At 68.5% G+C, this 20,026-nt stretch carries 22 protein-coding genes and 1 tRNA gene; 11 read left to right on the forward strand and 12 right to left on the reverse strand.

Annotated features, from left to right (window positions below; genetic code table 11):
• Positions 1 to 63 precede the first annotated feature (63 nt).
• Positions 64 to 579, reverse strand: a complete 516-nt coding sequence (locus OG609_RS20740; RefSeq protein WP_093895021.1) for an FHA domain-containing protein FhaB/FipA — start codon at positions 577 to 579, stop codon at positions 64 to 66.
• A gap of 10 nt (positions 580 to 589) precedes the next feature.
• Positions 590 to 1,480, reverse strand: coding sequence for a DUF3662 and FHA domain-containing protein (locus OG609_RS20745; protein ID WP_327274174.1), 891 nt, complete (start codon positions 1,478 to 1,480; stop codon positions 590 to 592).
• A gap of 315 nt (positions 1,481 to 1,795) precedes the next feature.
• Between OG609_RS20745 and OG609_RS20750 the strand changes: the two genes are divergently transcribed.
• Positions 1,796 to 1,878: transfer RNA gene (locus OG609_RS20750), tRNA-Leu, on the forward strand.
• Between the two features lie 241 nt (positions 1,879 to 2,119).
• On the opposite strand, the gene OG609_RS20755 is transcribed toward OG609_RS20750, so the two are convergent.
• Positions 2,120 to 2,731, reverse strand: coding sequence for an FMN-dependent NADH-azoreductase (locus OG609_RS20755; RefSeq protein WP_327274175.1), 612 nt, complete (start codon positions 2,729 to 2,731; stop codon positions 2,120 to 2,122).
• A 146-nt stretch (positions 2,732 to 2,877) separates the two neighbouring features.
• Between OG609_RS20755 and OG609_RS20760 the strand changes: the two genes are divergently transcribed.
• Positions 2,878 to 3,222, forward strand: a complete 345-nt coding sequence (locus OG609_RS20760) for a winged helix-turn-helix transcriptional regulator (protein ID WP_327274176.1) — start codon at positions 2,878 to 2,880, stop codon at positions 3,220 to 3,222.
• A 79-nt stretch (positions 3,223 to 3,301) separates the two neighbouring features.
• On the opposite strand, the gene OG609_RS20765 is transcribed toward OG609_RS20760, so the two are convergent.
• Positions 3,302 to 3,772 carry a MarR family winged helix-turn-helix transcriptional regulator gene (locus OG609_RS20765; protein WP_327274177.1) on the reverse strand — a complete coding sequence of 157 codons (471 nt, stop codon included), beginning with the start codon at positions 3,770 to 3,772 and terminating at the stop codon, positions 3,302 to 3,304.
• Positions 3,773 to 3,863: 91 nt separating this feature from the next.
• Between OG609_RS20765 and OG609_RS20770 the strand changes: the two genes are divergently transcribed.
• Genes OG609_RS20770 through OG609_RS20785 form a run of 4 tightly spaced genes read left to right on the forward strand, consistent with a single transcriptional unit; the run spans position 3,864 to position 8,037 of the window.
• On the forward strand, positions 3,864 to 5,099 hold the full coding sequence (locus OG609_RS20770) for a hypothetical protein (RefSeq protein ID WP_327274178.1): 1,236 nt from the start codon (positions 3,864 to 3,866) through the stop codon (positions 5,097 to 5,099).
• 58 nt (positions 5,100 to 5,157) lie between these two features.
• On the forward strand, positions 5,158 to 6,612 hold the full coding sequence (locus OG609_RS20775; protein WP_327274179.1) for a DUF2252 domain-containing protein: 1,455 nt from the start codon (positions 5,158 to 5,160) through the stop codon (positions 6,610 to 6,612).
• A 59-nt stretch (positions 6,613 to 6,671) separates the two neighbouring features.
• Positions 6,672 to 7,646, forward strand: coding sequence for a J domain-containing protein (locus OG609_RS20780; protein ID WP_327274181.1), 975 nt, complete (start codon positions 6,672 to 6,674; stop codon positions 7,644 to 7,646).
• A 46-nt stretch (positions 7,647 to 7,692) separates the two neighbouring features.
• Positions 7,693 to 8,037 (forward strand): rhodanese-like domain-containing protein, encoded by a 345-nt coding sequence (locus tag OG609_RS20785; RefSeq protein WP_266359861.1) that lies wholly within the window; start codon positions 7,693 to 7,695, stop codon positions 8,035 to 8,037.
• A gap of 85 nt (positions 8,038 to 8,122) precedes the next feature.
• Here OG609_RS20785 and OG609_RS20790 read toward each other — a convergent pair whose 3' ends face one another.
• The 6 genes from OG609_RS20790 to paaA form a co-directional block, all read right to left on the reverse strand.
• On the reverse strand, positions 8,123 to 9,331 hold the full coding sequence (locus OG609_RS20790; RefSeq protein ID WP_327274182.1) for an acyl-CoA dehydrogenase family protein: 1,209 nt from the start codon (positions 9,329 to 9,331) through the stop codon (positions 8,123 to 8,125).
• Between the two features lie 117 nt (positions 9,332 to 9,448).
• Complete coding sequence (locus OG609_RS20795; RefSeq protein WP_327274183.1) at positions 9,449 to 10,507, reverse strand: 2Fe-2S iron-sulfur cluster-binding protein; 1,059 nt, start codon at positions 10,505 to 10,507, stop codon at positions 9,449 to 9,451.
• Complete coding sequence (paaD, locus tag OG609_RS20800) at positions 10,508 to 11,020, reverse strand: 1,2-phenylacetyl-CoA epoxidase subunit PaaD (protein ID WP_327274184.1); 513 nt, start codon at positions 11,018 to 11,020, stop codon at positions 10,508 to 10,510.
• Entirely contained in the window at positions 11,014 to 11,715 is a 702-nt protein-coding gene (gene paaC / locus OG609_RS20805) for a 1,2-phenylacetyl-CoA epoxidase subunit PaaC (RefSeq protein WP_327274185.1), read from the reverse strand. Before paaC ends, paaD begins: the two co-directional genes overlap by 7 nt.
• The gene (gene paaB, locus OG609_RS20810; RefSeq protein WP_093548044.1) at positions 11,712 to 12,002 is read right to left on the reverse strand and encodes a 1,2-phenylacetyl-CoA epoxidase subunit PaaB; all 291 of its coding nucleotides are present in this window, start codon (positions 12,000 to 12,002) and stop codon (positions 11,712 to 11,714) included. The genes paaC and paaB overlap by 4 nt, the downstream gene beginning before the upstream one ends.
• On the reverse strand, positions 11,999 to 13,003 hold the full coding sequence (gene paaA, locus OG609_RS20815; RefSeq protein WP_327274186.1) for a 1,2-phenylacetyl-CoA epoxidase subunit PaaA: 1,005 nt from the start codon (positions 13,001 to 13,003) through the stop codon (positions 11,999 to 12,001). The genes paaB and paaA overlap by 4 nt, the downstream gene beginning before the upstream one ends.
• Positions 13,004 to 13,122: 119 nt before the next feature.
• Between paaA and OG609_RS20820 the strand changes: the two genes are divergently transcribed.
• The 3 genes from OG609_RS20820 to OG609_RS20830 all read left to right on the forward strand — a co-directional run bounded on the left by OG609_RS20820 (position 13,123) and on the right by OG609_RS20830 (position 15,919).
• Positions 13,123 to 13,884, forward strand: a complete 762-nt coding sequence (locus OG609_RS20820; RefSeq protein ID WP_327274187.1) for a DUF5819 family protein — start codon at positions 13,123 to 13,125, stop codon at positions 13,882 to 13,884.
• Complete coding sequence (locus OG609_RS20825) at positions 13,881 to 15,152, forward strand: HTTM domain-containing protein (RefSeq protein ID WP_442817985.1); 1,272 nt, start codon at positions 13,881 to 13,883, stop codon at positions 15,150 to 15,152. Before OG609_RS20820 ends, OG609_RS20825 begins: the two co-directional genes overlap by 4 nt.
• Positions 15,153 to 15,277: 125 nt before the next feature.
• Complete coding sequence (locus OG609_RS20830; RefSeq protein WP_327278122.1) at positions 15,278 to 15,919, forward strand: TrmH family RNA methyltransferase; 642 nt, start codon at positions 15,278 to 15,280, stop codon at positions 15,917 to 15,919.
• 206 nt (positions 15,920 to 16,125) lie between these two features.
• Here OG609_RS20830 and paaN read toward each other — a convergent pair whose 3' ends face one another.
• Positions 16,126 to 17,826, reverse strand: coding sequence for a phenylacetic acid degradation protein PaaN (paaN, locus tag OG609_RS20835; RefSeq protein WP_327274189.1), 1,701 nt, complete (start codon positions 17,824 to 17,826; stop codon positions 16,126 to 16,128).
• A 123-nt stretch (positions 17,827 to 17,949) separates the two neighbouring features.
• Here paaN and OG609_RS20840 point away from each other — a divergent pair, with 123 nt between their 5' ends.
• Entirely contained in the window at positions 17,950 to 18,543 is a 594-nt protein-coding gene (locus tag OG609_RS20840; RefSeq protein WP_327274190.1) for a TetR/AcrR family transcriptional regulator, read from the forward strand.
• A 41-nt stretch (positions 18,544 to 18,584) separates the two neighbouring features.
• Positions 18,585 to 19,385, forward strand: coding sequence for an alpha/beta hydrolase family protein (locus tag OG609_RS20845; RefSeq protein WP_327274191.1), 801 nt, complete (start codon positions 18,585 to 18,587; stop codon positions 19,383 to 19,385).
• Positions 19,386 to 19,436: 51 nt separating this feature from the next.
• Here OG609_RS20845 and OG609_RS20850 read toward each other — a convergent pair whose 3' ends face one another.
• Positions 19,437 to 19,943 (reverse strand): Lrp/AsnC family transcriptional regulator, encoded by a 507-nt coding sequence (locus tag OG609_RS20850; protein ID WP_327278123.1) that lies wholly within the window; start codon positions 19,941 to 19,943, stop codon positions 19,437 to 19,439.
• Positions 19,944 to 20,026: the final 83 nt, after the last annotated feature.

The raw sequence follows: 20,026 nt of genomic DNA on the forward strand, positions 1-20,026 counted from the left end.
AGCCGGGCCGGGTCCGTTGCCCGGACCGCCGCGGCTCGCTCGCTCCGCTCGCTCATTGTCGTACTACTTCCGCAGCTCGATGACGGTCTTGCCGATCCGGATCGGCGCGCCCAGCGGAACAGGTGTCGGGGTGGTGAGTCGGGTCCGGTCGAGATATGTGCCGTTGGTGGACCCGAGATCCTCGACGATCCACTGGCCGTCACGGTCGGGGTAGATCCTGGCATGCCTGCTGGACGCGTAGTCGTCGTCCAGGACGATCGTTGAGTCGTGGGCACGGCCCAGCGTGATGGTCTGCCCCTGGAGCGCCACCGTGGTGCCGGTGAGTGTGCCCTCGGAGACGACCAGCTTTGTGGGTGCCCCCCGGCGCTGACGGCCGGGCTGTTGACGTTGCTGCGGCGGTGCCGCGGCATTCTGGCGTGCCTGTGGCGGCCGTGCGTCGGTCGCAGTGCGGCGTGAGCCGCGCTGCGTGACGCGCGTTCCGAACAGGTCGCTGCGGATGACCTGGACGGCCACGATCACGAACAGCCACAGAACAGCCAGGAAACCTAGCCGCATGACCGTCAGGGTCAGCTCTGACATTGCCCCCGCTTCACCCTTCGGCTTGCCGGTAAACGATGGTGGTGCTGCCCACGACGATCCGCGAGCCGTCGCGGAGCGTAGCGCGGGTTGTGTGCTGCCCGTCTACCACGATGCCGTTGGTAGACCCGAGATCCTGGATCGTCGAGGGCGTTCCGGTCCGGATCTCACAGTGCCGACGCGATACGCCGGGGTCGTCGATCCGCACGTCGGCGTCGGTGCTGCGTCCCAGCACCAGCGTCGGGCGGGAGATCTGATGGCGGGTGCCGTTGATCTCGATCCAGCGCCGCACCTGCGCGTTCGGCAGGGGGCTGGGTCCGGCCGGCGGGTGCCGGTCGCTACTGGGCGCTCCGGGCCTGCCCGCGCCCGGCGGCGGGGCCGCGGGCATGGGCGGGGCGGAGCTGGGCGGGTAGCCGTAGCCTCCGGTGGGCTGTGCAGGCCGCCCCGCGCCCGGGTAAGGAGGCTGGCCGTGCTGTCCCGGGGGGCTTTGCAGTCCTTGCCGGCCCTGGGGGTCCTGCTGCTGTGACGAACTCGACGCCAGGGTGCGGCTGCGCACACGGTAGAGCCCGGTGTCGAGGTCGTCGGCCTTCTCGAGGTGGACCTTGATGGGGCCCATGAAGGTGTAACGCTGCTGCTTGGCGTAGTCGCGGACCAGGCCGGAGAGTTCGTCGCCCAACTGGCCGGAGTACGGGCTGAGTCGCTCGTAGTCCGGGGTGCTGAGCTCGACGATGAAGTCGTTGGGGACGACGGTCCGCTCACGGTTCCAGATGGTTGCGTTGTTGTCGCACTCGCGCTGGAGGGCTCCCGCGATCTCGACCGGCTGGACCTCGGACTTGAAGACCTTGGCGAAGGTGCCATTGACCAGACCTTCGAGACGCTGCTCGAAACGCTTCATGACTCCCATGGGGCACCTCCTCCGTTGTAGTCGTCCCTGTACTGCTTACTGATCGTATCCACGCGTGGGGAAATCGGCTGGTTCCCCTTGTCTGCCCTGTGGATGAGTGTCACCTCTCACACGGATCGTAGAGGCGGCCTCCTGACAGTGTCCCGCACCCAGGGTGCACTGAGGAGGAGTGGGGGCGGCCGCACGGCGTTCCCGGTTCCCGCCAGGCGTTCGGTGAAACAACGGATGTGAATCCACCCTGTCCAGCGTGCTAATCTTCCGGATGTCGCCAGGCGCTCGCACCAAACGGTGAGAGAGTCTGGAAACACCACTCTTGCGCGAGTGGCGGAACGGCAGACGCGCTGGCTTCAGGTGCCAGTGTCCTTAGGGACGTGGGGGTTCAAATCCCCCCTCGCGCACAAGAGAGAAGCCCCACAGGCCAACGGTCTGTGGGGCTTCTTCGTTCCCGGGTTTTGTTTCACGTGAAACGCCGGATTCGGGGCGCCCTGTGGTGACATGGGGCTTTCGGGGTTCGTGGGCTTAGCGGGGCTTGTGGGGGCGTCGAGGGGGAGCCTCCACAGCCCGCGGAGTCTTGACCTCCGCGGGCTGCTGTTCAAGTCCCGGCTCCCGTCGGCCCTGATCGGCTCTGTGTCGTACGACTCAGGCTGCGAGGCGGGCAGCGAGGGCCTTGGCCTTCTCTGCAGCCGCAGTGAACGCCTGGGCGCGGGAGGCGTCGGCGAGCGGAATGAGCTCGGCCATCGAGGGCTGGGACCGGGCCAGTGTCAGTTCCGGGACGATGAAGTCGACCTCGGCGCCGAACATGCTCGTCAGCAGCTTCTCCAGGTAGTTCTGGACGAACTCGGCGTCCTCGCGCGGGGTGCCGGAGGCGTACGAGCCACCGCGGCTGGCGACGACGGTGATCGGGGTGCCCGTCACGGGGCTGTCCGGGCCCGCGTTGTGGCCGACGATGATCACCTGGTCGAGCCAGGCCTTCAGTGTGGACGGAATGCTGAAGTTGTACATCGGAGCGCCGATCAGAACGGCGTCCGCCGCTGTCAGCTCGTCTGCGAGCTCGCGGCGCAGCGGGTCCTCGGCGCCGGCGGCGACGGCCGCTGCGTCCAGGTGGGGCAGCGGGGCGGCGGCGAGATCGCGGTAGACAACCTGTCCGTCGGGGTGCTGTTCACGCCAGGCCTGCACAAAGGCGGCACTGACATCGCGCGACGCGGAACCCTCGGGGAAGACGGCGGAATCGAGGTGCAGAAGTGTGGCCATGGGGGTCTCCACGGATATCTAGGGATGACGGCTATCTAGGGATGGCGGCGGGCCGATGTGGCAGGCCTTATTTTCGTTCGTACCTAGTAATGACATAGGTACTTACTATTCGTAAGTTCCACACTGTGGCGCAGTACCCTGGGCGTATGGCGGAGCACAGCGAGCAGGCGTGTCAGCGGGTCGATGTGGGCATCACCCGCGTCTTCGAGCTGTTCGGGAAGCGTTGGACGGGGCCGATCGTCTCGGTGCTGATGCAGCAGCCGGTGCACTTCGCGGATCTGCGGCGGGCGATTCCGGGCATCAGTGAACGCATGCTCTCGGACCGGCTTTCCGAGCTGGGTGCGGCCGGGCTGGTTGTCCGCGAGGTCGACGAGGGGCCACCCCTGCGGGTCTCGTACCGCTTGACCCGGGCCGGCGCCGCGATGGAGCCCGCGCTCAAGGAGCTGGCTCACTGGTCGAAGACGTACCTGACCTCCGACGGCCCCTGCTGACGCGTGCCGGATGCTGGGGGCTGAGGATGCGTCCTGGCCGTCGCGCTGGTTGTAGTGGGCCGCAGGATGTTCTGCCGGGTCAGACCTTCGGTGTCTGCGGGGAGGTCGTGCTCGGGTCGCCCGCCGCGTTGTAGCGCAGCAGGTACTCCGCGAAGCCGGCGAGGTCGTCCGCCGTCCAGTCCGCGAGGCGCTCCTGGTAGGCGGAGCGGCGGCTGGCCTGTGTCGATGCGAGCGCCTGGGTTCCGGCCTCGGTGGGGTGCAGCACCTGGATGCGGTGGTCGTCCGGGTCCGGGTGTCGCTCGACCAGTCCCAGTTTCTCCAGGGCGCCGATCTGTCGGCTGACCGTCGATTTGTCCAGCATGTAGTGCGCGGCCAGATCCGTTGCGCGGCAGCCGTGTCGATCGTCGATGTGTGCCAGCAGTGTGTACGAGACCAGAGGCAGCTCTGGATGGAGGCGGGCCGCCGCGGCGCGCGCGCGGCGCGCGAAGGCGGTCAGTTCGCGCTGGATGACATCCAGTGATTCCTGGCGTTCTCCGGGGGTGCCTGGCACTGCTTCGCCTTCCTCTTCGCCTTCCTCGGAATTCCAGTTGTATAGTACAACGAGTTAAGAGTTGTAAAAGGCAACTATTGGAGTGTTCCGAATGTCGTCAGGCCCGAGCGCCGCCGCCGGCTCCACCGCCGCCGCTCTGCGTCATGTGCTGAGCCATCTCGTCACGCCGCTACTGATGTGCATCGGCATGGGGCTCGCCTACCTCGGGGCGTTCCACGCCCCCGAGCCGCACGATCTGCGGGTGGACGTGGTCGGGTCGGGGCCGAGAGCGCAGGTGCTCGCGCAGACGCTGCAGGACAAGGGGGACGGGGCGCTGAGTGTGCGCACGGTCCCCGATCGTGCGACGGCTGTGAACCACCTCAGGACGCAGGCGAGTTACGGTGCCTACCTGCCGGGGAAGCACCCCGAGCTGTTGGTGGCCAGCGCGTCCTCCGACACCAGCGCCACGGTGGTCGAGAAGGTCTTCACCAAGGTTGCGGCCGCGGAGGGGGACCCGCTGAAGGTGACGGACACGGCACCGACTGCTGACGGCGATCCGACCGGTCAGGGCATCTTCTTCCTGCTGGTCGCGGTGAGTATCGGCTCGTACGCATCGGTCGCGGTGATCGGTGGTGCGGGCGCGGTGCTGGCGCTGCGGATCAGGGCCGCTCTGACGGTTGCCGCGTCCCTGGCGGTGAGCGTGATCGGAGTGATCTTCGCCGGTCCGCTGTTCGGTCTCGTGGACCATGGGCTCGGCGGTCTCTGGGCGATGGCCTGGCTCTACTCGCTGGGCATTCTGCTGATCGGCGTCGGACTGCACACCTTCCTCAAGCGGTGGACGACGCTCGGCGTGATGGTGCTCTTCGTGATGCTCAACTTCACCAGCTCCGGCGGCATCTTCCGGCCCGAGTTGCAGCCCGGCTTCTTCGGTGCGCTGCACTCCTTCTGGAACGGTGCGGGCTTCGTCGAGGGTGTACGCAGCCACGTGTACTTCGGCGGACACGCGCTCGGCCGGCATGTGCTGGTGCTCGCGCTCTGGTTCGTGGTGGGCCTGGCAGTGATGGGTGCGGCGGGGCTGGCCGAGGCGAAGCGGCGGAGGGCCGCCGTGGAGACGGCTCAGGCCGGCGCCGTCGTCGGGTCCGCCGAGGCCGGGGGAGCACAGGGACGGGGGCGGCACGTCAAGGCGGAAGCCCGGACCGAGCGGACGACGAGGAAGAGCTGGAGGAAGAACTGGAAGAGGCGGCCATCGGCGTCTGACCAGGACAGAATGTTTTCCACAGGCCGTGAGGCGAGTTTTCCACAGGGGCAGACGGCCTTCGGTGGACGGCGGTACCTTCGTCGCAATTGATCTGCGACAGGGCATGGGGCCAGGAGCGCAGGGGCGAAGGCGGGGGAGGCTGCGCGCCATGGGCGAAATCGATGCGACAGTGCCGGTTCAGCGGGCTGTGACAGTTGATCCGCGCATTCCGGTCGTGCCCGGATTTGCGTCGCGTCGGACGACTGCGGCGAGCAAGAGCGCGCCGCAGTCGCCCAGGGAGGCGGGCAAGGCGCTGCGGGAGAGGGTGCCCAGGGCCTCTCACTCCGGCCTTGACCTTCCGGCCGGGCGGCCCGATGCCGTGCAGGCGGTCGAGGAGTCGAGCCGGGGCAGGGTGCCCGGTCTCGCCCCGATCCGGGTGGGGCGGATGGCCGCCACACCGTTCGCGTTTCTGCGTGGCTCGGCCGGGCTGATGGCCCATGACCTGGTGGGCACGCCGGTCAGCGGGGTGGGCGCCCAGCTCTGCGGCGATGCGCACGCGGCCAATTTCGGGCTGTACGGCGATGCGCGGGGCAGCCTGGTCATCGATCTGAACGATTTTGACGAGACCGTGTTCGGCCCCTGGGAATGGGACCTCAAGCGCCTCGCCACCTCGCTCGTGCTCGCCGGGCGTGAGGCCGGGGCGGACGAGGACACCTGCCGCCAGGGCGCATACGACACGGTGGGCGCATACCGGCGGACGATGCGGCTGCTGGCCAAATTGCCCGCGCTCGATGCTTGGAACGCCATCGCGGACGAGGAGTTGGTCTCGCACACGGATGCGCGGGATCTGCTCGGCACCCTGGAGCGGGTATCGGAGAAGGCCCGTAACAACACCAGCGCCCGCTTCGCGGCCAAGTCCACCGAGGATTCCGGGGACGGTGGACGCCGTTTCATAGACGCGCCGCCGGTGCTGCGGCGGGTGCCGGACGAGGAAGCCGCGGCGGTGGCGGCGGGACTCGGCGACTATCTGGGCACGATCTCGGATGACCGTGTACCGCTCCTCGCCAGATACGCGATCCACGACGTGGCGTTCCGGGTGGTCGGCACGGGGAGCGTCGGCACCCGGTCGTACGTGGTGCTCCTGCTCGATCATCGTGGCGAGCCCTTGGTGCTGCAGGTGAAGGAGGCGCGGCCCTCCGTGATGGCGCCGTACCTCCCGGCTGTCGGCTTCGATGTGCCGGCGGTGGCGCACGAGGGGCGCCGGGTGGTGCTCGGGCAGAAGCGGATGCAGGTCGTCAGCGACATTCTTTTGGGTTGGGCCACCGTCGACGGGCGCCCGTTCCAGGTGCGGCAGTTCAGGAACCGCAAGGGCAGTGTGGACCCGGCAGCATTGGCAGCCGACCAGGTCGACGACTACGGCCGGATGACCGGGGCGCTATTGGCTCGGGCCCATGCGCACAGCGCCGACCCGCGACTGATCGCGGGCTACTGCGGCAAGAACGAGGAGCTGGACGAGGCGGTGGCGGCGTTCGCGGTGACGTACGCGGACCGTACTGAAGCGGACCACGTGGAGCTGGTGCGGGCCATCGGTTCGGGGCGGATAGCCGCCGAACTGGGCGTGTGAGGGGGCATTGAGTCGACCGCGCGTCCTCGGGGCGTGGACGGTGGCCATACGCTGGACGGGTGACCCACGAAGCCGCCGGGGTGCCGACCACCCGGAACGACGATGACCGGCAGGAAAACGACCGGCAGCACGAGCAGTACGAGCAGGATGCGCAGCACGGAGGGTCGGCCGGTGCCGAGGCCAGTGCAGGTGCCGAGGTCGACGCTGCCGCTGGGACTGACGGCGGGCCTGGCGGGGCTGCCGACGGAACTGCTGAGGGAGCTCGGCCCGAGGCTCGGCTTGCCAAGGCTGTGCGGGTGGCGGAGCAGGCGCTGATCGAGTTCGAGATCGCGGTGGAGACCTTCCGGGTCGAGGTCGAGAACTTCTCCCGGTTGCACCATCAGAAGCTCGGGCCGATGTACGCCCGACTCGATGAGCTCGATGCGCAGATCGCGGAGGCCCAGGCCGCCAGGACCGGTGACCCCGAAGACCTTCGCAAGGCGCAGGAGGCCCGGGCGATCGTGATGCCGATGCCGGGCGTCGACGAGCTGTTCCACGACTGGATCGACTCCGACGGGCTGTCCCCCGAGGCGGCGGCGATGCTGACCGAGCAGCCGGTCCGGCCGCCCAAGCGGGTCCGGCCGACCGAGGAGGCGCGCAAGCTCTACCGCGAGCTGGCGCGCAAGGCCCACCCGGACCTGGCGCAGGACGAGACGGAGCGGGCACGCCGGGAGGAATTCATCACCCGCGTCAACGCTGCTTATGGGCGTGGGGACGAGGCGCTGCTGATGGAGCTGGCGCAGGAGTGGGCGGCGGGGCCGGTGGTGCCGGAGGCGGAGCTCAGCGAGAGCGAGGAGCTCTACGCCCGGCTGAACTGGCTGACCCAGCGCAAGGAACTCCTGGCAGTGCTCGCCCAGGAGCTCGAGGAGAGCGCGATCGGGGCCATGCTGCGGATGGCGCCCGACGATCCGGACCGGCTGCTCGACGAGATCGCCGATCAGCTGCTGGGCGAGGTCGCTCAGCGTGAGGCGGAGCTGGCGGGTCTGGTGCAGTAGCGTTTCCGGTGACTCTGGAGCGTACGTACGAGAGAAGGCATGACCCATGAATTTCGCCCCGCTGCCCTCGGTGGATGTCGCGGCGGTTCCGTCGGACGGCTTTGTGCTGGACGTCCGGGAGAACGACGAATGGGCGGCCGGGCATGTCGCAGGCGCCCTGCACATTCCGATGAGTGACTTCGTGGGCCGTTTCGGTGAGCTGACCGAAGCTGCCGAGGACGGTCGGCGCGTGCATGTGATGTGCCGGGTCGGTGGCCGGTCCGCCCAGGTCACCCAGTACCTGGTGCAGCAGGGCATCGACGCCGTGAACATCGATGGCGGGATGCTCGCCTGGGACGGGGCCGGACGTCCCATGGTCACCGACAACGGCAACCCGGCTTTCGTGCTCTGAGACCGGGGCCGCTCGGCTGCTGGAGTGCCGGGCTGCTGGGGTGTCGAGCGGACGCTCGACGTGTTGTTTGAGGGCCTGGCCGGTATCAGCTGAGGAGGTGCGCGGCCAGTAGGTCGCCCAGTGCCTCCTCGTGTGCCGCCGCCGGGCCGAGGGAGAGCTCGATCTGCTTCGCCCAGGCATGGAAGCGGTGCAGTGGGTAGTCGGTGTCCGCGCCGAAGCCGCCGTGCAGATGCTGTGCCGTCTGCACGACCCGGCGGACACCGTCCGACGCCCAGATCTTCGCCACGGCAATGTCGCCCTCAGCGGGCAGCGCACCGCCGGCCCCGGTGGAGATCCTCCAGGCCGCCTGCCAGAGCGTCACTTCCATGGCCCGCAGGTCGATGTAACGGTCCGCGGCCTGTACGGCGACGGACTGGAAGGTCGCGACGGGAAAGCCGAACTGCTCGCGCTTGCCGGTGTATTCGCTCGTCATGGTCAGCACAGCCTCGCCCAGACCCAGCGCGAGTGCGCACGTCCCGGTGATGAGCAGGGCGCGCAACCACTCCCAGGCCCCGACGGTGTCGATCAGCGCACGGCTGTCGATCCGTACCGAATCCAGCCGGACCTCGGCGAACAGCTCACCGCTGGTGGAGACCTGCTCGGCCAGAGTGACGCCGTCGTGGGTGGGCCGGATCAGGGCCACAACGGCCCGGCCCTCGCCCGTGTGGGCAGGAATCGCGATCCAGTCCGCGGCCTGCGCCCAGGGCACCCCTGACTGCACCCCGTCGAGCACCCAGCCCGCAGCATCACCGTCGGCGTCGCCGGGGGCGTTGCCAGGCCCGTCGCCAAGACCCTTGCCAAGCCGGTTGCTCGCGGGGGCTTCCCGGCGGGCGGTGACGGCGAGCTCGGCCGGGTCGTGGCCGGTGCGGCCGCTGGCCCCGACGGTGAGGACCAGCTCGCCCCGGCCGACCCCGGGCAGCAGCTCGGCGACCAGCCCCGCGTCGCCGTAGCGCTGGAGCGCCATCGCGACCGCGCACGTCTCCAGCAGCGGCACCCGCGCAAGTACCCTGGCGGACTCACGCAGCACCAGACAGAGCGCGACTGGATCGAGCCCGGCCCCGCCATGCTCCGGCGACAGCGTCAGACCCAGCAGGTCGCCTGCGGCGAGCCCGGCCCACAGAGGCCGGTCGATGTCCTCGGCCACCGCTCCCGGCACGAGAGCGGGGCTGGGTACCCCGTCGGGCGCAACGCCCGAGAAGACCGCTCTCGCTGCCTCAGTGGCTGCCTGCTGTTCCTCGGTGAAGGTGAAGTCCACTGCCCTGGCCTCCCGCGAACCGCTGCTCCCGTACCCGGACTTGACGGATCGTCAAGATAGAACAGGTTCTATGAGAAGGGAACAGGAGGAAGGGGGGCGGAGACGGAGGGGGCGCGGTCAGCGGTCGAAGTCGAGCTCCACCTCCGGAGTGACGGGATGTGACTGGCACGCCAGCACATAGCCGGCGCCCGTCTCTTCGGGTTCCAGCGCGAAATTGCGGTCCATCCGTACCTCGCCCGAGACCAGGAATGCCCGGCAGGTCCCGCACACACCGCCCTTGCAGGCGTACGGTGCGTCGGAGCGGCTGCGCAGCACGGTCTCCAGCAGCGATTCGCCCTCCTGTACCGGCCATGTGCCGGAGCGGCCGTCCAGGGTCGCGGTGAGGCTGCTGTGAGCAGGCGTTTCGGCCCGGGTGCGGGCAGGTGCGTTCGGGCCGTCGTCCACATGGAAGATCTCCTGGTGGATGCGGGTCCGGTCGACACCCAGGTCGTGCAGCGCGCGTTCGGCGGCCTGTACCAGCCCGAATGGCCCGCACAGATACCAGCCGTCCACCTCCGGCACGGGTAGCAGCGCGGGCAGCAGCTCGGTGAGCCGGTCCCCGTCCAGCCGGCCGGAAGGGAGACCTGCCTGCTGCTCCTCCCGGGAGAGCACCGTGACCAGCTGGAACCGGTCCGGATAGCGGTCTTTGAGGTCGGCGACCTCGTCCAGGAACATCGTCGAGACCGCCGTCCGGTCGCTGCGGATCAGACAGAAACTGGCGTCGGGCTCCCGCGCCAGCAGTGTCGCCGCGATCGACAGCACCGGGGTGATCCCGCTGCCCCCTACGATCGCCGCGAAATGTCCGGCACGGGGCGTGAGCACGAAGCGGCCCATCGGTGGCATCGACTCGATCAGGTCACCGACGGCGAGTTCCTTTAGCGCGTACGTGGAGAACGCGCCGCCGTCGACGAGCCTAATGCCCACCCGTAGCGCCGGATCCGACGGTTCATCGGTGGCTGGGGAACAGATCGAGTACGAGCGGCGGATCTCTTCACCTTCGACGCTGTAGCGCACATTGAGGTGCTGGCCGGGCTTGTGGCGGAAGGTCTCGCGCAGCTCGGGTGGCACGGCGAAGGTGACGGCCACCGAATCGTCCGTGAGCCGTTCGATCGCGCGGACCCGGAGCGGATGGAACATCTACAACTCCTTGAAGTGGTCGAACGGTTCGCGACATGTCACACAGCGGCGCAGTGCCTTGCATGCGGTGGAGGAGAACCGGCTCAGCAGCTCCGTATCGGTCGAGCCGCAGTGCGGGCAGCGGACCGAGAGAGTGAGCAGCACTGGGCCGCCTGCGGGGGCCGTTGCATTGTGCGGGCGCGGGCGCGGGGGCGCGATGCCGAACTCGGCCAGCTTGCGCCGCCCTTCCGCGCTGATGTCGTCCGTGGACCAGGCAGGCGAGAGTACGGTGACCACGGAGACTTCCGGTATGCCGTGGTCGTGCAGCACCTGCTCGATGTCGGCGGACATTGCCTCGATCGCCGGGCAGCCGGTGTAGGTCGGGGTGAGGCGTACCGTGACCTTGCCGGGCGCCACCACGTCCACGCCCCGGAGCACCCCCAGATCGTCCAGGGTCAGCACGGGCAGTTCGGGATCGGGTACGGAGCCTGCCAGTCGGCACAGCTCCTCCTCCAGGAGCGTTTCGGTCACCATGACGCCCCCGGGTGGCTGCGATGCAGGTGCTGCATCTCGGCGATCATCCGGCCGAAGGGTTCGGTGTGGATGCCCTGCCGTCCCGCGCCCGCCGTCCATGCTCCGGACTGTGGGCCGGCCGGTACGGTCAGCGTGGCCTGCTGCAGCACTGCGGTGACGGACTCAAGCCAGCCGCTGTTCAGCGACTGCCAGTCGATCTCCACGCCCTCGACGGGCTGGAACAGTTCGCCGGTGAACCGCCACAGGGCGTCGACCCCGCGCTGCATCCGCTCATGGCTCTCTGCAGTGCCGTCGCCGAGCCGCAGCGTCCAGTGCTCCGCGTGGTCCTGGTGGTAGGCGACCTCCTTGACTGCCTTCGCCGCCAGCCCGGCGAATGGACCTTCACCGGCCGCCAGCTGCTCGTGGAGCAGCCGCTGGTACGTGGAGAAGTAGAGCTGGCGGGCGATGGTGTGGGCGAAGTCGCCGTTCGGCTGCTCGACCAGTTGGACGTTGCGGAAGGCACGCTCCTCGCGCAGATATGCCAGCTCGTCCTCGTCCCCGACAAGGGAGAGCAGCACCCGTGCCTGTCCCAACAGGTCCAGGGCGATGTTGGCCAGGGCCACTTCCTCTTCCAGTACGGGGGCATGGCCGGCCCACTCCCCCAGCCGGTGCGAGAGCACCAATGCGTCGTCGCCCAGGGCGAGGGCCGCGGTCACAGGTGCTTCACCCCTTCCGGGATCTCGTAGAACGTCGGGTGCCGGTACGGCTTGTCACCGGCCGGCTCGAAGAAGGAGTCCTTCTCGTCGGGCGAGGAGGCCGTGACCTGTGCGGACGGGACCACCCAGATGGAGACGCCCTCGGAACGGCGCGTGTACAGATCGCGCGCGTTGCGCAGGGCCATTTCCGCGTCCGGGGCGTGCAGGCTGCCGGCGTGGGTGTGGGACAGCCCGCGCCGCGAACGCACGAACACCTCCCACAGCGGCCATTCGGTCGAACTGCTCATGCTGTTGCCTCCCCGTTCCGTACTGCTGTGTGCTTCTCGGCATACGCGACCGCCGCGTCCCGGACCCAGGAGCCCTCCTCGTGCGCCCGGCGGCGCTGGGTGAGGCGCTGCTCGTTGCACGGGCCGTTGCCCTTGAGGACCTCCTGGAACTCCTGCCAGTCGATCGCCCCGAAGTCGTGCTGTCCACGCTTCTCGTTCCACCGGAGGTCCGGGTCCGGAAGGGTGAGCCCCAGCGCCTCGGCCTGGGGGACACAGATGTCCACGAAGCGCTGCCGCAGCTCGTCGTTGGAGTGCCGCTTGATCTTCCAGGTCATCGACTGCGCCGAGTGGGCCGATGCGTCATCCGGAGGGCCGAACATCATCAGGGACGGCCACCACCAGCGGTTCACCGCGTCCTGCGCCATCTCGTGCTGTGCCGGGGTGCCGCGGCTGAGGGTGAGCAGCAGCTCGTAACCCTGACGCTGGTGGAAGGACTCCTCCTTGCAGATACGGACCATCGCCCGGGCGTACGGGCCGTAGGAGCAGCGACAGAGCGGAACCTGGTTGGTGATCGCGGCGCCGTCCACGAGCCAGCCGATCGCGCCGACGTCCGCCCAGGTCAGCGTGGGGTAATTGAAGATCGATGAATACCTCTGGCGGCCTGCGTGGAGCTTGTCCAGCAGCTCCTCGCGGCCGGTGCCGAGGGTCTCCGCGGCGCTGTACAGATAGAGCCCGTGTCCGGCCTCGTCCTGCACTTTGGCCATCAGGATCGCCTTGCGGCGCAGCGAGGGCGCTCGCGAGATCCAGTTGGCCTCCGGCTGCATTCCGATGATTTCGGAATGGGCATGCTGGGCCATTTGCCTGACCAGTGAGGCACGGTACGCATCCGGCATCCAGTCGCGCGGCTCGATGCGCTCGTCCGCCGCCACCGCAGCATCGAAGGCCGCCTCCAGGGCCTCGCCCGTCCCTTCAGGCCTGCCTGCCTCTGCCTGCGCTGTCTGGTCCGCAGTCACTGCCGTCATCCCGGACTCCCTACCGACCGACCGATCGTTCGGTTCAATGTCTTCAATGGTGAGTCGGTGGCCCGTAGGGTGTCAACCCTGTGGATAACTCACCGGGGATCGACGGGGATCGGGGCGGGATGGATTCGTACGACGACAGGGCTGTCGGGAGTGGGAACGGGAGCGCCGGGCCAGGGCCGGGGCAGCGCGAGGACGCGTCGTCCGGCGCCGGTCGGGGGGCGGGTCAAGGTCCCCGTGTCGGCATGGCTGCCCTGTCACTTCCGTACCAGATCGTTGCCGCGATCGCACTGTCGGTCATCGGGCTCGTTGCCTGCGCTCAGCTGGCCATGGTGTTTCTGCATGTCGCACCCTCCAACACCCTGACCAAGCAGCACGGCGAAGCGGTCGACGACTGGATCTATCCCGAGTTCGAGCAGAACTGGAAGCTCTTCGCCCCCAACCCGCTTCAGCAGAACGTGGCCGTTCATGTACGAGCCGAGATAGCCGGCGCCGACGGCCGCCGCACCACCCCCTGGATGAGCCTCTCCGGTGAGGACGGCAAGGCGATACGCGGCAATCTGCTCCCCAGCCACATCCATCAGAACGAGCTCCGTCGCGGCTGGGAATTCTATGTCGGTTCCCATGACAACGAGAACCGGGCGAACGGCCTGCGCGGTGAGCTCTCCGAGCAATACATCCGCCGCATCGCGATGCGGCGCCTCGGCGAACACGACTACGGCGGCACCGTCGAGCGCATCCAGATCCGTTCCGAGGTGCGGTCCATCGCGGCGCCCGGATGGAGCGAGGAAAAGATCAGTACGAAGCCGTCATACCGGGTGCTGCCGTGGTGGACCGTGACCCCCGCCGACCTCCCCGAGAACGCCAAGGGAGCGGACAAGTGAGTACGTTCACCTTCGACCGCAAGCTCGCCCGCGCCGTCCAGCGCATCACTTCCTCGGCCCTGGGCCCGTACCAGAGCGCCGTAATCCGAATCGGTTTCTCCGCCACCTATCTGCTGTACCTGCTGCGCGAACTGCCGCACCGCCACGAGATGTACGGACCCGACGCCCCGTGGCGCTGGGACATGGCGCGGCAGCTCATATCGGGCAATCAGGCATTCACCACGCTCATGTGGTCGGACAGTACGGTCTGGTTCGAGATCGTGTACGCGGTTGCTCTGCTCTCCGCCGCGCTGCTGATGGTCGGCTGGCATACCCGCGGCATGTCGGTCCTCTTCATGGCCGGTGTGCTCTCCCTGCAGAACCGCAGCATTTTCATGGGCGACGGCGGCGACAATGTCATCCATCTGATGGCGATCTACCTCGTGCTGACGCGCTGCGGGCAGGTCTGGTCGTTGGATGCACGGCGTGCGGCGCGCGCGGCGCGTGTGGGCCGTGTGACGGATGCGTATGCGTATGCGGAAGACGATGCTCCGCGGCGTTCGGGGCTGGGGGATGTGGCCGGTCCGGTTCTCTGGGTGGTACTCGGCCTGGTTCTGACCGTGGCCACCGTGACAGATGGCCTCGGCGGCACCTGGTGGCTGCCGGTTCTCTTCTGGGTCCTCTGGGCCGGCCAGGGTGCCTGGTGGGCCGTGAATCGTTACGCGCCCCACAGCGAAGCGCGCACCCTGCTGGATGTCGTCGCCAATCTCGCCCACAACGCGACCCTCGTCGTGATCATGGCCGAGGTCTGCCTGATCTACGCGACAGCAGGGTGGTACAAGATCCAGGGTTCGCGGTGGCAGGACGGCACGGCGCTGTACTACCCGCTCAAGCTCGACGCCTTCACGCCCTGGCCCGGGCTGTCGGACATCCTCGCGTCCAGCGGTGTCATGGTGATGCTGCTGACGTACGGCACGGTCATCGTGCAGGTCGCCTTCCCCTTCACCCTGTTCAACCGGCGGGTCAAGAACGTCCTGCTCGTCGTCATGGTGTGTGAGCACGCCGGCATCGCCCTGCTGCTCGGGCTGCCGTTCTTCTCGATGGCGATGATCGCCGCCGACTCCGTCTTCCTGCCGACCGTCTTCCTGGTGTGGCTCGGCGGCCGGGTGACCCTCGGGCGGGAACTGCTGTTCTCGCGCAGGGGCAAGGTGCCGGGGCAGCGGCGAGCCGTCGATGACGAGGAGGCCCCGCAGCACAGTGGCGACGGGGGCCATACGCTCGTCGGGTGAGTAGTGAGAGCGGCAGCAGTAGCAACACCGGTAGTACCGGCAGTACCGGCGGGGATTCGTTGACCGAAGAGTCCGGAGGGCTCGGACGCGAACCGTCCGTCGGATCCGTGCCGGCGACGGAACCCATGCAGTACGACGACGGATTCGGGACGGAGGTCGGCGTCGGGCCGCATCCGCTGCCCTGGCCCGTGGACGAACGGTACGACCCCGAGCTGCTTGCCCACGGCGACCGGCGCAACGTGGGCGACGCCTACCGGTACTGGACACGGGAGGCGATCGTCGCCGATCTGGATCTGCGGCGGCACGACTTCCATGTGGCGGTCGAGAACTGGGGCCACGACTTCAATATCGGCTCCGTGGTGCGCACCGCGAACGCCTTCCTGGCCAAGGAGATCCACATTGTGGGGCGGCGGCGCTGGAACCGGCGCGGTGCGATGGTCACCGACCGGTACCAGCATGTGCGGCACCACCCCGACACGGAATCGCTGACCGAGTGGGCGGCGGCGGAAGGGCTGCCGATCATCGGGATCGACAATCTGCCGGGGGCGGTGCCGCTGGAGCAGACCGAGCTGCCGCGGCGGTGTGTGCTGCTCTTCGGGCAGGAAGGGCCCGGGCTGACGGAAGAGGCCCGAAAGCACGCGGCGATGGTGTGCTCCATTGCGCAGTTCGGGTCGACGCGGTCGATCAATGCGGGGGCTGCGGCGGCGATCGCCATGCATGCGTGGGTGCAGCGGTATGCGGAGATTTCGGGGGCGGGGCGGGAGTAGGGGCCCGGGCCCCGGGGAGGCGGGCCCGGGCCCCGGGGAGGGCTGGCGTTCTGACGTAGGCGGGGCGGCGGGTGTGGGCGTAGGCGCGGGTGGGCGTGCGGCGGGTTTGTTCCCCCACCCGCCCCTTCTCGTAACAGGGGCTCCGCCCCCGGACGCCCGCTCCTGATTGGGGAGCCCGGAAGATGACTGGGCGGACGAACGGAGGATTACGCCTGGCGACGGACTTCCACGATGCGGAATCGGCTTGCTACGAAGGCTCCGTCGCACAGCGCCGCGTTCGCTGCCGGGTTGCCGCCCGAACCGTGGAAGTCGGAGAACGCCGCGGTCTGGTTGACGTACACCCCGCCGGTCAGGTTCAGCGAGAGCTGGGCCGACTCATCCAGGCAGACGTCCTCCACCGCGCGCTCCACCTCCGGTGAGGTGGTGTACGCGCCTACCGTCATCGCGCCCTTGTCGCGGATCGTGCGGCGGAGCAGTTCCACGGCGTCGTCTGTCGAGTCGACCGCTACTGCGAAGGAGACCGGTCCGAAGCACTCCGACAGGTAGTGCTCTTCGTCGTCGGGCTTGGTGCCGTCCAGTTTGACGATGACGGGGGTGCGGACCACGGCGCCGGGGAATTCCGGGTTGGTCACCTCGCGGGAGGGCAGGGCGACTTCGCCCAGCTCCACGGCTGCCTCCAGGCGGGCCTTCACATCCGGGTTGACCAGGGCGCCGAGCAGTGCATTCGCCCGGGCGTCGTCGCCCAGCAGTCCGTTGACAGCGGTGGCGATGTCGTCGACGACTTCGTCGTACGTCTTGTCGCCGGCATCGGTCGTGATGCCGTCCCGGGGGATCAGCAGGTTCTGCGGGGTGGTGCACATCTGGCCGCTGTACAGCGAGAGGGAGAACGCCAGGTTGGCGAGCATGCCCTGGTAGTTGTCGGTGGAGTCGAGGACGATCGTGTTGACTCCGGCCTTCTCCGTATAGACCTGGGCCTGGCGGGCGTTGGCCTCCAGCCAGTCGCCGAAGGCGGTGGATCCGGTGTAGTCGATGATCTTGATCTCGGGGCGGACGGCCAGCGTCTTCGCGATGCCTTCGCCCGGCCGTTCGGCCGCCAGAGCTACCAGGTTGGGATCGAAGCCCGCCTCGACGAGCACCTCGCGGGCCAGCTGCACCGTGAGCGCGAGCGGAAGCACGGCGCGCGGGTGCGGCTTGACCAGGACGGGGTTGCCGGTGGCCAGGGAGGCGAAGAGGCCCGGATAGCCGTTCCATGTGGGGAACGTGTTGCAGCCGATCAGGAGCGAGATGCCGCGGGGTGCTGCGGTGAACGACTTGTGCAGTTGGAGCGGGTCGCGCTTGCCCTGCGGCTTGGACCAGTCGGCGCTCTGTGGGGTGCGGATCTGCTCCTCGTACGCGTACGCCACCGCCTCCAGGCCGCGGTCCTGGGCGTGCGGGCCGCCCGCCTGGAACGCCATCATGAAGGCCTGGCCGCTGGTGTGCATCACGGCGTGGCCGAACTCATGGGTCCTGGCACTGATCCGCGCCAGGATTTCCAGACAGACCAGGGCCCTGGTCTCGGGGCCCGCCGCACGCCAGGCGGCCATTCCCGTACGCATCGCCGGCAGCAGGACGTCCAGGTCGGCGTGCGGATATTCGACGCCGAGCTCCGGTCCGTACGGAGAGGTCTCTTTGCCCGTCCAGCCGTCGGTGCCCGGCTGGCCGAGGTCGAGCCGGGTGTGCAGCACGGCGTCGAAGGCCGCTTTGCCCTCGGCGGCGCTCAGGCTACCGGGGGCGCCGCCCTCGCCGTATGCCTTCGGATGCTCGGGATGCGGGGACCAGTAGGCGCGCGTACGGATCGCGTCGAGGGCCTGGTCGAGCGTGGGGCGGTGCTTCTCGGACAGCAGGTGCGGGGAGAGCTCGGCGGCCATGACGGACCAACTCCTCATCGAGCTGGGCAGGGAAGGGCGGACAGAGTTAGAGTAACCGAACGATCGGTCGGGACAAGGGGGCCCGCCAAACCTGTGGACAACTCGTAGGGGAGGATCGCGGACATGACCACGGCCAAGCGGGACACGTACACCCCGGAGACTCTGCTCACCGTCGCCGTCCGTGTCTTCAACGAGCGCGGCTACGACGGCACGTCCATGGAGCATCTCTCCAAGGCGGCGGGCATCTCCAAGTCGTCCATCTATCACCATGTCGCGGGCAAGGAGGAACTGCTCCGCCGTGCGGTCAGCCGGGCGCTGGACGGGCTCTTCGGAATCCTCGACGAGCCGGGAGCGACGCAGGGGCGTGCGATCGAGCGGGTCGAGTACGTCACCCGTCGTACCGTCGATGTGCTGATAGCCGAACTGCCCTACGTCACGCTGCTGCTGCGCGTACGGGGCAATACGAAGACCGAGCGCTGGGCCATGGAGCGGCGGCGCGAGTTCGACCACCGGGTGACCGATCTGCTCAGGGCGGCGGTCGCGGACGGCGATCTCCGCTCCGACGTGGACATACGGCTGGTGACACGGCTGGTCTTCGGGATGGTCAACTCTCTGGTGGAGTGGTATCGGCCGCAACCGGACGGTGGTGTCGACGGGGAGCAGCTGGCGGACACGCTTGTCCGGGTGGCCTTCGAGGGGATGCGGTCCAGCCGCTGAGCCGTTGACGGCCGGACAGGCCCAGACCACCATCCTTCGGCATGACCGCTGTCTTGCGTGCTCCTGTTCTGCGCGTTCCCGGGATCCTGGCGGCTGCCGTGCTGCTTGCGGCCGTATCACTGACCGGATGCGGTGGAGGCGACGGTGACGGAGGGGCCGGCGCGGACGTACGCGGCGGCCGGAGTGCGACCGACGCAGCGGTGCCGGACGATTTCGGCTGTCTGACGTCGGAGGAGGCGAAGGCTGCTTCCCTCACCTTCAAGTCCGCGGACGGGACCGGGACCGGCGCCTATGCACCGGGCGGTGCGAGCGACGGCAGGACCGGCGCGGGGATCGTGCTCGCGCACCAGTCCGACGGCACCGCCTGCCAGTGGAAGGACAAGGCCGACGAACTGCACCGGGCCGGCTATCGGGTGCTCGCGGTCAATTCGGCGGGTCAGGAGGTCTCCGAGATCGTCGGGGCGGCCGGGTACCTGCGCGGCAAGGGCGCGAAGAGGCTGCTGCTGATGGGGGCGTCCAAGGGCGGTACCGCCGTGCTCACCGCTGCGCCTGCCATACGGCCGCAGCCGGACGCGGTGATCGCGCTCTCCGCGCCGACGGTGTACTCCGCAATGAACGCTCTGGACGCCGTCCCGAAGCTGACCGCGCCGGTGCTCTACATGGCTGCCGAGTACGACGAGTCCTTCGGGGAGGATGCGAAGGCGCTGAACAAGGCCAGCACCAATGCGTCGGAGCACAAGCTGATCTACGTCAGGGGTGCGGGCGAGCACGGGGTGGCGCTGCTCGACAGCGTGAAGAACTGGGCCACGGTCCAGGCATTCCTCAAGAAGTACGGTTCCTGAAGAAGTTTCCGGTCCCGATTCGGATTGCTGGTTCCCGTTCACCGGTTCCCGTCAGGTCAGCTCGGTGGGTCTGGCCGGGCCCGGGGCCAGGTCCGTCTCCTCGAACACCAGAAGTGTGCGGGTGGAGAGCACCTCCGGGATGGACTGGATCCTGGTCAGGACCAGCTCGCGCAGCGACCGGTTGTCCGGGGTGTGCACCAGCAGCAGGACATCGAAGTCGCCGCTGACCAATGCGATGTGCGTGGCCCCCGGCAGCGCCTGGAGCTGCTCGCGCACGGTGCGCCAGGAATTCTGGACGATCTTGAGAGTGATGTACGCGGAGGCGCCCTGCCCCGCCCGCTCATGGTTCACACGCGCGCTGAAACCGCGGATCACGCCGTCGTCGACGAGCCGATTGATCCGGGCATACGCGTTGGCCCGGGACACATGGACGCGATCGGCCACCGACCGTATCGAGGCACGGCCGTCCGTCTGGAGCAGTCGCAGGATGTCGCGGTCGATGGCGTCGAGCGGGCGCGCGGGCGGAGCCTGGCCGGGGTCCTCGCCCCCGTCGGCCATTTGTTCAGCTGACATGTGCCCCCGCCTCCCTGTCCTGGACGACCTGCCCCTATCCCAGGCTGTGGAGAACCGTTTGTCCACAG

Source organism: Streptomyces sp. NBC_01224, from assembly GCF_036002945.1.
Lineage (GTDB): Bacteria > Actinomycetota > Actinomycetes > Streptomycetales > Streptomycetaceae > Streptomyces.

What these genes read in the sequence shown, in the direction of transcription:
- OG609_RS20785 (WP_266359861.1), top strand. Translation starts at nt 7,693, where the DNA reads ATGAATTTCGCCCCGCTGCCCTCGGTGGATGTCGCGGCGGTTCCGTCG.
- OG609_RS20755 (WP_327274175.1), bottom strand. Translation starts at nt 2,731, where the DNA reads ATGGCCACACTTCTGCACCTCGATTCCGCCGTCTTCCCCGAGGGTTCC.
- paaN (WP_327274189.1), bottom strand. Translation starts at nt 17,826, where the DNA reads ATGGCCGCCGAGCTCTCCCCGCACCTGCTGTCCGAGAAGCACCGCCCC.
- OG609_RS20850 (WP_327278123.1), bottom strand. Translation starts at nt 19,943, where the DNA reads ATGGCCGACGGGGGCGAGGACCCCGGCCAGGCTCCGCCCGCGCGCCCG.
- OG609_RS20845 (WP_327274191.1), top strand. Translation starts at nt 18,585, where the DNA reads ATGACCGCTGTCTTGCGTGCTCCTGTTCTGCGCGTTCCCGGGATCCTG.
- OG609_RS20795 (WP_327274183.1), bottom strand. Translation starts at nt 10,507, where the DNA reads ATGTTCCATCCGCTCCGGGTCCGCGCGATCGAACGGCTCACGGACGAT.
- paaA (WP_327274186.1), bottom strand. Translation starts at nt 13,003, where the DNA reads ATGACGGCAGTGACTGCGGACCAGACAGCGCAGGCAGAGGCAGGCAGG.
- OG609_RS20820 (WP_327274187.1), top strand. Translation starts at nt 13,123, where the DNA reads ATGGATTCGTACGACGACAGGGCTGTCGGGAGTGGGAACGGGAGCGCC.
- OG609_RS20830 (WP_327278122.1), top strand. Translation starts at nt 15,278, where the DNA reads ATGCAGTACGACGACGGATTCGGGACGGAGGTCGGCGTCGGGCCGCAT.
- OG609_RS20745 (WP_327274174.1), bottom strand. Translation starts at nt 1,480, where the DNA reads ATGGGAGTCATGAAGCGTTTCGAGCAGCGTCTCGAAGGTCTGGTCAAT.
- OG609_RS20840 (WP_327274190.1), top strand. Translation starts at nt 17,950, where the DNA reads ATGACCACGGCCAAGCGGGACACGTACACCCCGGAGACTCTGCTCACC.
- OG609_RS20740 (WP_093895021.1), bottom strand. Translation starts at nt 579, where the DNA reads ATGTCAGAGCTGACCCTGACGGTCATGCGGCTAGGTTTCCTGGCTGTT.
- OG609_RS20770 (WP_327274178.1), top strand. Translation starts at nt 3,864, where the DNA reads ATGTCGTCAGGCCCGAGCGCCGCCGCCGGCTCCACCGCCGCCGCTCTG.
- paaB (WP_093548044.1), bottom strand. Translation starts at nt 12,002, where the DNA reads ATGAGCAGTTCGACCGAATGGCCGCTGTGGGAGGTGTTCGTGCGTTCG.
- OG609_RS20760 (WP_327274176.1), top strand. Translation starts at nt 2,878, where the DNA reads ATGGCGGAGCACAGCGAGCAGGCGTGTCAGCGGGTCGATGTGGGCATC.
- paaD (WP_327274184.1), bottom strand. Translation starts at nt 11,020, where the DNA reads ATGGTGACCGAAACGCTCCTGGAGGAGGAGCTGTGCCGACTGGCAGGC.
- OG609_RS20775 (WP_327274179.1), top strand. Translation starts at nt 5,158, where the DNA reads ATGGGCGAAATCGATGCGACAGTGCCGGTTCAGCGGGCTGTGACAGTT.